This is a genomic window from Guptibacillus hwajinpoensis, from assembly GCF_020171785.1.
GTDB lineage: Bacteria > Bacillota > Bacilli > Bacillales > Guptibacillaceae > Guptibacillus > Guptibacillus sedimenti.
In genome coordinates this window covers 23,059-36,580 of the sequence record NZ_JAIVAE010000019.1, presented here as the reverse complement: position 1 = coordinate 36,580, position 13,522 = coordinate 23,059, and the positions used below count along the sequence as shown (strand labels likewise).

Here is a 13,522-nt window from a genome sequence, read left to right as displayed (position 1 = left end):
GACTCCTCCTTTTATGCTGTTACAAGCATCGCCTTTAGGAGGAGAGTTTATACACCCTACTGCGCCTTTTTCTTTCGAAATGATGGGGCTGAATAAATTGGGATCGTCGACCATTTAGGTACGTTTCGTTTGATTCTCGCCACAACAATTGTCATGTCGTCATCAATTCTGCCATATTCGGTTCGGATCACCTCTTCCATAATGAGGTCTGCGATTTCTTGCGGTTTATCTGTGTCCAGCTCTCGAATTTTTCGCTTCATCCAAAATTCTGGATTCTCAATATTTTTCACACCTTCATAAATGCCATCACTCATCATTATTAGTAAATCGCCAGCCTTTAATTGCTCACTTACGACCTCAACATCAAATTCAGGAATAATACCCATTGGTAGATTACCTGATTCCACCATCATTACGCGATCGCCTCGCTTTATAAAACTTGGGATGGAGCCGATCTTAAGGAACTTTGCCGAAGCATCTTGTAAATCAATCATCGCTAAATCGAGTGTAGAAAACATTTCATCGGTATTCCGTAAAGAAAGCACGGAGTTAACCGATTTAATGGCAACAGTTTCATCAATTCCAGAATGAAGAATTTTTTGGAGAAGTTGAATGGTCTCTGTGCTTTCTTGGTGCGCTCTCTCTCCATTGCCCATTCCATCACTAATCGCAATCGCATATTTTCCAGCACCTAATTCAATTGTTGAATGGCTATCTCCAGAAAGCCACGCTCCTCCTTTTGCTGCATTTGCTACACCTGTTTCAATCACAAAATCTTTTGCTGATCCAAAGTAAAGGTGACAAGTATCGTGCTCGTGCTCAGCACAGACCTCTCTTTTGACAATGATGTTTTCTTTTAAAATGTCTGAAAGCATCGGCGCGATTACTTTCTCTCCTTCTCCTCTTCCGCCACATGCTGGAATCTTCATCTCAATGTCGACGTTTCCTTCATCAAGACAATAAATTTCTACCTGTCCAACTTCTAAACCCATACTTTGAATCGCATCCATGATTTGTTCTTCTTGTTGATGGAGGTTATCACGTTCTTTTTGAATCTCCCTCGCAAAATCTCCCATCACATGGGAAACGCCGCGCAGTTGATCTGCCACGATTTTTCTACTCTCACGAACCTGCTTTTTTAATAAACGATTTGCGTGATAGTGACTCATCTCCTTTCCAATAATATCGATAACTTTATTGGCCTTAATGCAGTGCTTATCAAAATCTCTTTTTAAGCTATAGTTCGTTAATTCAGTTGTTTGTTCAAGTTCCTCCATAATTCCTGTCATATAACCGTATGTGGCATCAAAGTTTTTTGCCCAGCACGTTTCTTTCTTAAAACAATTTTGGCACGTTTTTTCAGTCACATGACTTAGAAAATAATCCACTTCCCTCTCAGACTGATCATCAGCTTGGATATCAGAATCCGTAAAGCTACTTGAGAGCGCTTGAAATAAATTCGAAAATTGTTCGACGCGATTGGCTGTAACATCACGTACTTTCCGAAGGTATTGCTGTTGTTCATTGGCATGCTCAACCGTCCCTGGAATGTATTTAGAAAGTTGAGAGGTAACTTTAGATGGGGTAAAGAAAAAGAGCAATACGGCAATCACCGATTCCATCAAGTTAGGATACAAAAATTCAGGACCGCTCCCGTATAGGGCAATCAATAGTGTCCCTATAAGAAGCCCCATCCCGACGCCGACTTTCCTCCCATCCTTTAGTAACCCTCCAAGTAATCCCGAAAATGCGAGCATACTCATCTGATAGAGACTGGCAACATTAGCAAGTGCCAGAATTAATCCAGTCACTACCCCAACTGTTGAACCAATGGCCGCTCCTCCCACATAAGCAAAAATTAATACAAGATAACGTGATAAGATGTTTTCAATCGAAAATCCATAAACAACCCAACCGATCGTTCCAGTTAACATGGTTGCAAGCAAAATAATGAAGCTAATGATCTCCTCATTCTTAAGTGCCTGCGTTCTTTTCTTGATTGAAAGAATCGGTATGCTTTGAATAAATATAATGGTTAAAATCATTCCAAGCGCACCCTCTACCGCTGCTAATATCCAATTTGTATTAGCTAGAGAGCGCTCTGTCAGTAAACTCAAAATGAGTCTTCCTATCATACTTGTAGCAAACACTAGAATCGGTAGGGTCTTAACGAGAGAAAGAGAGGATAATTTCACAAAACGATTAATGATAAGAAAAACAAGAATGCCACACATAATAAATGCAGTGTTCTGTAGATTAGAAGTAGAAATGGCTCCGGCTAGCAAGGCGGCGATTATCATAGGTGCACGTTCACGTCTTAGAAAAAACACAGCTCCAAAAAAAGGAATGGCGAAAGGGGTTACTTGTGTAAGAATGACGGCTCGTCCAAGTAAAAATCCTATTACAAACAGAAGTAATCCACGTTGGAAAAGAATCGTTTCTACCCGACTTTTTGTTCCATGAATCCATTTTCCCACCCTTGATTTTGACCTCTCCATGACTAATTCGCTTTGCATTCCCCCACCTGCTTTCATTGATTCTATTTTTCACCGATCTGCTTGAAGCAGTTTGTGTAAATTATTAAACCATAATCAATTTTCGCTTTTTGTCAAAAAACAGGAGAGATATGTTAAAAACTTCTCGACTTCTTTCAGGGAAGCTTGTCAATCACGTGTAGAGAGAAGAAGAAATCTGTAAGCTAGGTGAGGGGTTTTTTCATCATCTTCAGTGAATTAACTTAAGAAAAATCTAGCTTCGCCCCCCTTTTTGAAATCGAACATGCGTTAAAAATAAAAAGGTCGAAATGTTAAAAATAAACTAGAAAAGAAATGTGATTGAAAGGGAAAAACGAGGTTTCTTTCTTCTTTTCCACCAGATAAGTGAACCATCAATTTGGATTTTCGCTCAGAATAAACTAAAAAAAGGTCCGACATTTTAGATCATGTCGGACCTTTTTAGCAAACTTTGTATATTGTAAGCATTTATATGTATAGTTATTAAAAAATAAGTGGTGACCCGTACGGGATTCGAACCCGTGATACCGCCGTGAAAGGGCGGTGTCTTAACCACTTGACCAACGGGCCAACTAATAAAAATGGTAGCGGCGGAGGGGATCGAACCCCCGACCTCACGGGTATGAACCGTACGCTCTAGCCAGCTGAGCTACACCGCCATAAGACTGTTTCTTTCTTAAGCACAAGTTATATAATACATTGCAGAAATGTTTGTGTCAACTTGTTTTTTATATTTTTTGCATACAAACTTTCAAAACAGGGTAGGACGTTGCAGATCATCATCTTATTCCGAATAACACCACCATAAACAAAACCGGCATGCAAGCGCATGCCGGTTTTGTTTATAGATATAGTTAGTAGACAACAAGCTCTAGCCGCGACGAGCGCCACGACCGCCTCGTTTTGACTCTGTTTGTTTCTTCAAAGTTGAAAGGCGGTCTTCACTGTCTTTAAGGAACTTGCTCATTTTATCCTCAAATGACTCTACCTGTGGACGGCCACCTCCGCGAGGCTTACCTTTGTAACCACCGCCACCGGGTCTGCCACCGCCACCTTGAGGGCGGCCTCCACCCTGTGGGCGACCTTGTGGACGACCCTGCGGACGCTCAGTTGCAGGTCGATCTTTTGCTTTCTTGATCGATAAACCAATTTTACCGTCGTTTTCAACCTGGATGACTTTAACCTCAACCTGATCGCCAACTGTAAGAAAATCATTAATATCCTTAACGTAATTGTCTGCAACTTCACTGATGTGAACGAGACCTGTTTTGCCGTCTGGTAGTTCAACAAACGCACCAAAATTTGTAATACCTGTTACCTTTCCCTGTAACTTGCTGCCTACTTCGATTGCCATGTAAAAAAAGCTCCTCCTTAAAATCTTTAAAAGATCAGTCGTACGCTAATTATACCCCTTCAAAAAACAACGTGTCAATTTGAGGAAGAAGGAAGCTTAAAGATTGTCTCACCGGGTTTTGACATAAAGTAGTCTCTTCTTGCCAATTCACCGATATAATCAAGGTCATTAAGTTTCTCAATTTCTTCAGTTAAATATTTTTCTTGCTCTTTTAATTTCGTTAATTCTTCTTCAGCCTGCTTTTGCTGTAGGTTTTTTTCTTCGATCGTTGCTGCCTGTGAAGTGAATACGGAGATAAATAGAATAGCTATGGCTAAAGCAGCTACCGCGAAAGCAGTAAGACGTCGAACTAGACCTCTTTTTCTACGTTCCTTCACTTTATCCTGTAGCTGTTTTTCTTGATGGTATTCCGAATGAACTTCCGTTACTTTAGGCTTGTGCTTATTCGCAGTAACCAAGCTTTTCCCTCCTCACTTTCGTATTTTAGTTAACCATTGGTATATGTAGTTCTTTATTTTATCGGCAACTCCTGCTACTTTTGTTAGTGATGTCTGCACCTGTTGAGGCAATAATCGCCATATCAACGAAATTGCCCACTTTAACGGTACCCAAAAAACATTAAAGATAAACCAAATAATGGTTGTCATCATACTCACTATCATCATACATAAGCTAAATAGAACTTTCAATATGAACCTTAAAGGCTTGTAGATCAAATGAAGAAACAGTGATTTAATAAAGCGACTGGTTGCTAGAACCACTAAAATAATTCGTTCTAATAAACGACGATATAACGGTTGAAAAAGAGCGCGATAGGCTGAATAGCCACATAATATGGCTAAAAAGACATAAAATCGGATCGCTCCTTCATTAACATAATACAGAACATAAAATATAAGTAGTCCCTGTAGTAGCCAAAAGACAACATCATTAGCATAAAGCAACCAATTTTTTTTCCTATTTGGATGAAGAAAACGGCTATAGGTATCCATGGCTATTCCAAGCCACACTCCCATAGCCACCATCGCAACCATCGTATAGAATTGCACCGATAATGTCATTTGAATAACTTGCTAAAGAATCCTTTAGCTTTTTCCCCTTCATGATGGTCGAGGTAGCTCAGATCAAAAATTTTCCCTTCAATCGAGACACGTCCTTGCTCCACATTTAAATTTTTCATTTTCAAGTGCTGACCGCGTATTGCGAGAAAACCCATGGTGGTTTCTAAAAGGAATTCCTCATTATCAAAGCTATCGACGTGCTTCACCCCAGTAATTTCAAGCGACTTACGTGACTTCATAACTAAATCGTGTTCAGGTGTGTTTGAAGCTTTATCATATGTGCCGTACTCATAATAATTATCCATCGCTCTCCCCCTCTTCTCGATACATGTCTATGAAAAAGAGGTATCTTTTAGAACAAGCTATGGATAGGGATAACGGATCAGCATAAACCTTCTTCTCTTCCTAGCAAAAAAAGGACCTGATCAGGTCCTTTTATTCACCAGCTGCTTCTTCTTTTAGGATGGTAAACATGTTATTTGCTTCTTCTTTCTTTGTCGTTTCTTTTATCTCATCCACGCGAGCCGTCACTTTTTTATGACCAAATGAAATCACTAGCTCATCACCCGCTTTAACATTCGTGCCTGCTTTCGCTTTGTTACCATTTACTTCAATACGCCCTTTATCACAAATTTCTTTTGCGATGGATCGGCGCTTAATTAATCGTGATACTTTTAGAAATTTATCTAATCTCATTTGTTTCAACGCTCCCTATTTAATTCCTTTTTGCTTTGCTTCATTCCAGAAATAATCTAGTTCTTCAAGTGATAACTTCTCTATTTCAAGTCCTTTTTCCTTTACTCGTCTCTCAATATATTGAAAACGAGAAACAAATTTATGATTGGTGCGGTGAATGGCTACTTCTGGATCAATTTTATAGTAGCGAGCTACATTCACGAGCGCAAATAATAAGTCTCCAAGCTCGTCTTCCTGATCATGAAACGTTTTATTTTTCACAGCTTCTTTAAATTCAGTTAGTTCCTCTTGAACTTTCTCCAAAATTGGATCGACTTCATCCCAGTCGAAACCCACTTTCGCAGCTGATTTTTGTAGTTCGTTTGCTCGCATGAGACCAGGAAGGCCTTTCTGAATCGTATCAAACTGTGATGGGGCAGCATCCTTTTCCTGTTCTTTCACTTGATTCCAAAGCCCTACTACTTCCTCAGCGGTTTGAACCTGTTCGTTTCCAAACACGTGTGGATGTCTTCGAATTAATTTATCGCTTAACTTTCCGATAACGTCCTCCATTGTAAACATCCCCTCGTCCTCACCAATTTGAGCATGTAAGAGAACCTGAAGCAATACATCGCCTAACTCATCAGAAAGATGTTCACCGTCTTGATCGTCTATTGCTTCTAACACTTCATAAGCTTCTTCAATTAAGTATTTTTTTAATGATTCGTGCGTTTGCTTCTGATCCCAAGGACAGCCTCCAGGGCCGCGTAGTCTTGCTACCACATGTCGAACCCATTCAAAATCCTGATATAAAAGCGTTGTATCCTTTACAGGTGGAACGTATACTGCCGTCAAATTATTAACTTCCATTGACCGGTCTAACTCGAACAAGGGTACTGTCATTATTTTCTCGTCCTGACTCCCCGCTGCTTGTAGAACAGTCACCTCGTAATCATCAGGCAAAAGCTCCATTAAGGTTAATTTAACACTTGAAGCAGTGAATTGATCATAAACCTGTACAAATATTAAATGATTCCGTACTTGAACCTCAGATTTCGTGAACCGCGTTGCATCGAGAATCTGACAGCCTTCAATTGGATCGATTCGAACCGCAGTAAATAGATCATCAAGGAAACTTTGTCCTCCAGCAACAATCACTTCAACACCATGCTGAGCTTGCTCCTCTAAGAGGAGCTGTACAGTCGCCTCAGCCATCATTGGATGTCCAGGAACAGCATAAATGAGAGAGCCCTGTTGTGCCTCTTCAAATAGACGGTCCACAATGGTGCGGTACGTTTCCTCAAAAGAATCATTACTTTCATAAATGTTGTCAAAACCGGTCACCACAAGCCCTTCACTCATTAACTCTCTAAGGACAGGGTGATCAAGCGTTCTTGCAAAAATTCGATCAGCCGACTTCAGCTTCCGATAGCTGCCGAGAGAGAGCTGAGTAAGGTCTCCCGCTCCAGTTCCAATAATTGTAATACTCGCCATCGTTCAGGCTCCTTTCTTTAATTTGGTTTGATATAAAGAGATCTTCTCTCCTTTAGGTAATTGCAGTAATTCTTTCTCTGTAAATACTTGCAGTATGAGTGTTGCGAATCCAAAGATGAGGCCTCCAACTATGGCCCCACAAAGTGCTGAGATACTGGATAGTCCTCTAGATAGAAACGATGGAATAAAGAACTGCAGTATCATTACAGCTGTACTCATGACCATCACTGCCGCTACAGCTCGTCTTAAATAGAAAGGATATTCAATCAATTTAACGTTAGAATGCACCGCAAAAACAGTTAGTCCGGCAACCACTCCAAAGCCAATGACTGTCGCAAATGCAGCCCCATTAATGCCTATTAGTGGAATCAAAATAAGATTTAAAAAGGCCTTCACAAATATACCAATTAAAGCATAACGAGCCGCTTTTCTTGCTAAACCCACACCTTGCAAAATACCTGCTGCAGTCATCGCAAGGGAACTGAAGAAAATTGCAAATGCAAGAAGGCTGAGCGTAGGTGAAAGAGATTGATCTCTAAAAAGCATCACATTGGTTTCCTTCATAATGAGCGCTAGCCCTGCGGAAGCTGCAAGTCCAATAACAAAACTAACTTTTAGAGAAAGAGCAGCCTTATCACGAATGAACTCCTTTTGTTTTTCCGCTGATGCTTTGGAGATCACCGGTACGATTGATAATGAAAGTGAGGTAGCAAGCACTGTGCCCACCTGCATAAGGGGCTGACCCCGATCAAATATTCCTTTTGTTTCCCTAGCTGCTATTGAAGAAAGTCCATGTTCCATTAACCCCGGTACAATGGTTACTGCGTCCATTAGCTGGAAAAGGACCATCACAAGAGCACTGACACATACTAATGTGCCTTCCGTTAAGATCCTGCGAGCGACGGCAAAAAAACGAAACGAGCGTGCCTTTAGAGAATTTATACGGAGCGGCTCATGTCGATAACGAAGAACAAAGAGCAAAATGAAGGCTGCAAGGCCACCTACTAATGAACCCAGTGCAGCGCCAGTTCCCGCTGCATAGGCATCCGCTCCGCCTCCAACAAGACTGATCGATATCGTAAGAATTGCTACAACACGAACAGATTGTTCGGTTACTTGTGACCACGCTGTAGGAACCACATTTTCTTGTCCTTGAAAATAACCTCTAATCGACGCAATACCAGGCATAATAAGAAAAGAAAAGGCTGTCGTGCGCAGCGGTCCAATTAAACGGTGATCCTCCATTAACGTAGCTAACAAAGGAGCAGAAACATACAGGAAAAGAAACCCACCAAAACCAAGCATAGCAAGAATATAGAAGCTATAACGAGAAAGCTCTTTTGCTTGATCAACGTTATTTGCTGCAAGCTGTTCAGAAATAAGACGAGAAATGACAACCGGAAACCCATATGTAGCAAGAATGATAGCGATCGAGTAGAACGGGTAAATTTGTTGATAAACGTAAAAACCGATGTCACCAGTAATATTTTGATAAGGAATTCGATAGCCAACGCTGAGCACCTTCATAAAAAGAGCGACTGCAGTAAGTAAAAGCGCTCCGTGCCAGAATCCTTTTTGATTTTCTTCTGTTTTCATACCCACCTGCCAAAATTCAATACGTGTTTATGTACGAATTATATCATATGAGACAAAATGGGAAAGTTTTGAAAGCCGAGGAGAGGAGTACAAGCGCCTAATTCAAGTCGACTAGACTTTCCCATCTTTTAAACCAAAGAAAATGGAGGCGTTGGCCTCCATTTAATCGCTGTTCTATTGTTCCATTTGTCTTGCAAGAAAACCCGCTGCTGTTTCAGCTAACTTTTGTTCCAATTCCGTTACCTTTTCATCTTCTTTCGCAAGTAAGATGACCGTTCCAATTGGATCGCCATTCGCTATTATTGGAGCAATCACATGTCCTGTCTCAACAGAAACACCTTCAATGAGTTCAGATTTACTTTCATTTAGCAAACATCTTCGTTCATTCATCGCTTTTTCTACAGATTCGCCAATGCTTTTGTTTAAGTATTCTTTCTTTGGACCACCCGCAGTTGTAATGTAGACGTCGCGATCAGAGATAAGGGCAATATGCCCCGAATGCTCTGCTAGAGACTCTGCGTATTCTTTCGCAAAATCACCAAGCTCACTGATTGGAGAGTATTTTTTGAGAATAACTTCCCCTTCTCGATCAACAAAAATCTCCAGTGGGTCCCCTTCTCTAATCCTGAGTGTTCTGCGAATTTCTTTCGGGATAACAACACGCCCCAAATCATCAATACGACGCACGATACCTGTTGCTTTCATCTAAGTTGCCTCGCTTTCTGGAAGTTGTAGGTGATTGCTCCAATCACTTTTTCTATTGCATGTTCTACAATATGTTTCCATTAGTATCGTTTGGACGTATGAGTTCTATTCACAAACCTGTCAAAATTATGAGGTTCCTCCAAAATCGGCTTTAATTCGCATTCATTGGCTGCTTTTTTGCTCCCTTTACTTTCTTTAAAACTTTTTCAACAAGCTGAAGATGTCCCTTTGTTTCAAGACCTCTCCCCTTCACCACTACCTTTACTTTATTTCCATCTGCTCCCAAGGAGAGTTTATTCCCAAATTCATTCGCTACCTCAAAGATCGTTTCTCCTCCAATTGCTTCTCGCGCTGATTCATGGAAAAGTAGCTGAATGTCTTTCTTACTTCGGCCAACTTTTTCAACTTTTACTTCTTTGGCAAGCTCTTTCATACGAGACACTTGGAAGAGATATTCAACCTCTTCTGGAAAATCTCCAAAACGATCCATCATCTCATCTTGTAAATCCATGATGTCTTTCAATGATTCAATTGATCGGAAACGTTTATACATATCAATTTTCTGCTTCTCATCGTTAATATACGTACCAGGAATGTAAGCATCTACCTCAAGATCAATTTCAACGCTGAACGCTTTCTCTTTTGGTGCATCGCCTTTTCGTTCTTCAATTGCATCTTTTAACATCTGAGAATATAAATCGAAACCGACCGAATCAATAAACCCATGCTGTTCTGCTCCAAGAAGGTTACCAGCACCCCGAATAGAAAGATCGCGCATAGCGATTTTAAATCCGGAACCTAACTCAGTAAATTCTTTAATCGCTTGAAGACGTTTCTCTGCTACTTCTGTTAGAACTTTATCTCGTTGATACGTAATATAAGCATAAGCAACACGATTCGAGCGACCTACTCGACCACGGAGCTGATATAGCTGAGACAGTCCCATTTTATCGCCATCGTAGACAAGAAGGGTATTAACGTTTGGAATATCTACACCTGTTTCAATAATGGTTGTACTAACGAGTACGTCATAATTTCCATCAAGAAAATCAATCATAACTGATTCGAGCTCAGTTTCACTCATTTGCCCATGAGCAAAGCTAACTCTCGCTTCAGGGACAAGCGTTCGAATTTGATCTGTCATGTAATCAATAGACTCTACGCGGTTATAAAGGAAATAAACCTGTCCTCCACGCGCAAGCTCCCTTTCAATGGCTTCTCGTACAAGTGTCCCATTATATTCGACCACATACGTTTGTACAGGGAAGCGGTTTTCTGGAGGCGTCTCGATAACGGATAAATCTCGAACACCTAACATTGACATATGAAGCGTTCTTGGAATTGGTGTTGCAGTAAGGGTTAACACATCTACGTTCGCTTTTAACTTCTTGATTTTTTCTTTATGAGTGACACCAAAACGTTGTTCTTCATCGACGATCAGGAGGCCAAGATCATGATACGTGACGTCTTTCGATAAAAGCCGGTGTGTACCAATCACAATATCAACCGTACCGTTTTTAACACCCTTTAACGTCTCATTTTGCTCTTTCCTTGAGCGGAAGCGGCTTAATAGCCCTATGTTAATAGGATGATCCGCAAAACGCTCCTGTATCGTCGCAAAATGCTGTTGAGCGAGAATTGTTGTCGGCACTAGAAAAGCCACCTGTTTTCCATCCATAATAGCTTTAAACGCAGCTCGAATACTAACTTCGGTTTTACCATAACCTACATCACCACACAGCAATCGATCCATCGGACGTGTTTTTTCCATGTCTTCTTTAATTTCTTGAATGGCTCGGAGCTGATCATCCGTTTCTTGGTACGGAAAGGCAGCTTCGAACTCCCTCTGCTCTTCTGTATCCTTCTCAAACTTATGGCCAACGCTCGCCTCACGTTCGGCATACAATTTAATTAAGTCGTCAGCTATGTCTTCAACAGAGGATTGAACTTTACGCTTTACTTTTTTCCATTCCGTTCCACCAAGTTTGTAGAGCTTCGGTTCTTTTCCTTCAGAACCAACATATTTCATCACTTGATCGATTTGCTCCACCGGCACATACAAATTATCATTACCCGCATAGCTCACATACAGATAATCTTTATGAATGCCGCTAACTTCTAGTGTGCGTATACCGAGATATTTCCCTATTCCGTGATTAACGTGAACAATGTAATCGCCGACCTTCAACTCTGAATAGCTTTTAATTCGTTCAGCGTTCGACATCTTTTGAGAACGTCTTGGCTTTTTCGATTGTTTCGTAAATACTTCCGCTTCTGTTAGAACAGCTAGCTTCTGCATCGGTAATTCAAACCCACCGTTTAGGCTACCTATTAAAATTTGTGGCTGCTGATGGGAAATCGGCGTATCTTGTTCTACCATCATCGCATTGATTTCATAATCTTCTAGAACTCGCTCAAGGCGCTTCCTTCGCTCTTCTGTTGCTGCAAGAAAAACAATGGCGATACCGCTTTTTTTCCACCGCTCAATTTCACTAGTTAGTACTTTCATCTGACCGTGGAAGTTCTGCATTGCTTTACTTGAAACATTAATAATGTTTTGTGGATTTGTATATGGAACGTGTCGTAAGAAGATCGATAAATAGATTGTTGAGTGAACAGGCTTTGCGAATAACGTATCGTAAGATCTCGATAAGGAAACAGATGACACAATTTCCCCCTGATTTAGGAGAGCTGTTTGCCATTCTGCTTCTTCTTTATCCAGATCAGAAGACATTTCTTGTATTCGGCTCACTTCATCAAAAACAACCAGACCATCCTCAGGTAAATAATCTAGTAAACTTGCAGGCTGGTCATAATAATAATCCATATACTTGATCACACCCTGAAAATTTTGCTCACTTTTCAGCTGATCAATTTCATACGTAATGTTTTGGTGCATGGCTTCTTTTACTTTCTGATCTTTCACTTTTTTTAGTGAAGCCTGCAATTCTTTCTGAAGGCGCTCTGCCCCTCGTTGATAATTTTCTGGAAATAATACAACTTCATCTGCAGGTCCAATTGTAATGCGATCTGTTTTATTTGCAGATCGTTGAGACTCGATATCAAAAAATCGAATCGAATCCACTTCTGTATCGAATAATTCAATTCGGATTGGGCTATTTTCCGTCAAAGGATAAATGTCGATAATACCGCCTCTGACGCTAAATTCGCCTGGTGAAGAAACCATTGGTACACGTTCATATCCCATAGCGACAAAAGTAGCGAGCGTTTCATCTAAAGGAATGTCGTCGCCCACAGCAAATGAAATTTGGCTTTTTTGCCAGATCCTTTTTGGAGGAAGATATCTTCTAACGCCGGAAATTGGCGCAATAACGATCCCGTTTTTATTCTTTATCCAATAATTTAAAGCTTCCATTCGCTGTCCTCTTAATTCAGGGCTTGCTATGGCAATTTCTGAAGAAATGAGCTCATTTACAGGATACAAGTAAACTTCATCTTGAGAGACAAGCTCACACATATCTTCATAGAGCTTCTGAGCTTGATACAAATTGTGGGTAATAATGAGCTGAGGACGCTTTGTTTCATGATAGAGAGAGGCCATCAGAAGCATCCGAGCAGAACCAGCTAGCCCTGCAACGAGTTGTTCTTTAAGCCCCTCCTTCACCCCGGTAAACACGGACTGAAATTCATCGCCCTTACTAAAATATTCTCTTAAACCTAACATCGGTAAATTATTCTCCCCTCTCACTATGGAAAAGTGCAAGCATGTCGTAAATCGTCTTAATACGCTTGTGCTGAAACGATGGACATTAACAAACTTCGCACAGAATCTTAAAAACCTCTAAAATCTATTGGTCTTGAAATCGGTTGGTTCCTTTGGTTAACGCAAAAATGCTTTGGACGCACTCCCAAAGCTTCTTACTGAATAAATGTATCAAGCTCATGAAAAGACGGCGATCGCTCCATGGCTTCATGGCAATCTTCGCAAATGGCTTTCACTTCAATTGTTCCATCATGGTGATAGTGAACCATTGTCTGGCGCTCCTTCTCAGTTAGCTGTTGAAACCCCAGTTCGTCAGTTGTGTGGTTTTGTTGTGACAGTCTTCCAATTTCCGTTCCACAGTGACGGCATACGTAATGAATATCCATAAAAGATCCTCCCT

At 40.7% G+C, this 13,522-nt stretch carries 11 protein-coding genes and 2 tRNA genes; all 13 read right to left on the bottom strand.

The features are described 5' to 3' along the window. Window positions 1-56 precede the first annotated feature (56 nt). The 13 genes from spoIIE to LCL91_RS20805 all read right to left on the bottom strand — a co-directional run bounded on the left by spoIIE (window position 57) and on the right by LCL91_RS20805 (window position 13,508). On the bottom strand, window positions 57-2,516 hold the full coding sequence (gene spoIIE, locus LCL91_RS20865; protein WP_224885258.1) for a stage II sporulation protein E: 2,460 nt from the start codon (window positions 2,514-2,516) through the stop codon (window positions 57-59). A 492-nt stretch (window positions 2,517-3,008) separates the two neighbouring features. Continuing rightward, window positions 3,009-3,083: transfer RNA gene (locus LCL91_RS20860), tRNA-Glu, on the bottom strand. 12 nt (window positions 3,084-3,095) lie between these two features. Further along, window positions 3,096-3,172, bottom strand: a tRNA-Met gene (locus tag LCL91_RS20855). A 212-nt stretch (window positions 3,173-3,384) separates the two neighbouring features. Beyond that, on the bottom strand, window positions 3,385-3,867 hold the full coding sequence (locus tag LCL91_RS20850; protein WP_098445927.1) for a S1 domain-containing RNA-binding protein: 483 nt from the start codon (window positions 3,865-3,867) through the stop codon (window positions 3,385-3,387). A 74-nt stretch (window positions 3,868-3,941) separates the two neighbouring features. Then, window positions 3,942-4,325: an FtsB family cell division protein gene (locus LCL91_RS20845; RefSeq protein ID WP_098445926.1), complete on the bottom strand. Its 384-nt coding sequence runs from the start codon at window positions 4,323-4,325 to the stop codon at window positions 3,942-3,944. Window positions 4,326-4,337: 12 nt separating this feature from the next. Next, entirely contained in the window at window positions 4,338-4,928 is a 591-nt protein-coding gene (yabQ, locus tag LCL91_RS20840) for a spore cortex biosynthesis protein YabQ (RefSeq protein WP_224885256.1), read from the bottom strand. Beyond that, complete coding sequence (yabP, locus tag LCL91_RS20835; protein WP_159780784.1) at window positions 4,925-5,233, bottom strand: sporulation protein YabP; 309 nt, start codon at window positions 5,231-5,233, stop codon at window positions 4,925-4,927. Before yabP ends, yabQ begins: the two co-directional genes overlap by 4 nt. 130 nt (window positions 5,234-5,363) lie before the next feature. Beyond that, window positions 5,364-5,624 carry an RNA-binding S4 domain-containing protein gene (locus tag LCL91_RS20830; protein ID WP_098445923.1) on the bottom strand — a complete coding sequence of 87 codons (261 nt, stop codon included), beginning with the start codon at window positions 5,622-5,624 and terminating at the stop codon, window positions 5,364-5,366. A 15-nt stretch (window positions 5,625-5,639) separates the two neighbouring features. Beyond that, window positions 5,640-7,097 carry a nucleoside triphosphate pyrophosphohydrolase gene (gene mazG / locus LCL91_RS20825; RefSeq protein WP_224885253.1) on the bottom strand — a complete coding sequence of 486 codons (1,458 nt, stop codon included), beginning with the start codon at window positions 7,095-7,097 and terminating at the stop codon, window positions 5,640-5,642. A gap of 3 nt (window positions 7,098-7,100) precedes the next feature. Further along, window positions 7,101-8,693, bottom strand: a complete 1,593-nt coding sequence (locus LCL91_RS20820; RefSeq protein ID WP_224885251.1) for a putative polysaccharide biosynthesis protein — start codon at window positions 8,691-8,693, stop codon at window positions 7,101-7,103. Between the two features lie 174 nt (window positions 8,694-8,867). After that, window positions 8,868-9,398, bottom strand: a complete 531-nt coding sequence (gene spoVT / locus LCL91_RS20815; protein ID WP_224885249.1) for a stage V sporulation protein T — start codon at window positions 9,396-9,398, stop codon at window positions 8,868-8,870. Window positions 9,399-9,549: 151 nt separating this feature from the next. Continuing rightward, window positions 9,550-13,083, bottom strand: coding sequence for a transcription-repair coupling factor (mfd, locus tag LCL91_RS20810; protein ID WP_224885247.1), 3,534 nt, complete (start codon window positions 13,081-13,083; stop codon window positions 9,550-9,552). Window positions 13,084-13,277: 194 nt separating this feature from the next. Continuing rightward, window positions 13,278-13,508, bottom strand: a complete 231-nt coding sequence (locus LCL91_RS20805; RefSeq protein ID WP_224885245.1) for an anti-sigma-F factor Fin family protein — start codon at window positions 13,506-13,508, stop codon at window positions 13,278-13,280. Window positions 13,509-13,522 lie beyond the last annotated feature (14 nt).

What these genes read in the sequence shown, in the direction of transcription:
- spoIIE (WP_224885258.1), bottom strand. Translation starts at nt 2,516, where the DNA reads ATGCAAAGCGAATTAGTCATGGAGAGGTCAAAATCAAGGGTGGGAAAA.
- LCL91_RS20850 (WP_098445927.1), bottom strand. Translation starts at nt 3,867, where the DNA reads ATGGCAATCGAAGTAGGCAGCAAGTTACAGGGAAAGGTAACAGGTATT.
- yabQ (WP_224885256.1), bottom strand. Translation starts at nt 4,928, where the DNA reads ATGACATTATCGGTGCAATTCTATACGATGGTTGCGATGGTGGCTATG.
- yabP (WP_159780784.1), bottom strand. Translation starts at nt 5,233, where the DNA reads ATGGATAATTATTATGAGTACGGCACATATGATAAAGCTTCAAACACA.
- LCL91_RS20830 (WP_098445923.1), bottom strand. Translation starts at nt 5,624, where the DNA reads ATGAGATTAGATAAATTTCTAAAAGTATCACGATTAATTAAGCGCCGA.
- mazG (WP_224885253.1), bottom strand. Translation starts at nt 7,097, where the DNA reads ATGGCGAGTATTACAATTATTGGAACTGGAGCGGGAGACCTTACTCAG.
- LCL91_RS20820 (WP_224885251.1), bottom strand. Translation starts at nt 8,693, where the DNA reads ATGAAAACAGAAGAAAATCAAAAAGGATTCTGGCACGGAGCGCTTTTA.
- spoVT (WP_224885249.1), bottom strand. Translation starts at nt 9,398, where the DNA reads ATGAAAGCAACAGGTATCGTGCGTCGTATTGATGATTTGGGGCGTGTT.
- mfd (WP_224885247.1), bottom strand. Translation starts at nt 13,083, where the DNA reads ATGTTAGGTTTAAGAGAATATTTTAGTAAGGGCGATGAATTTCAGTCC.
- LCL91_RS20805 (WP_224885245.1), bottom strand. Translation starts at nt 13,508, where the DNA reads ATGGATATTCATTACGTATGCCGTCACTGTGGAACGGAAATTGGAAGA.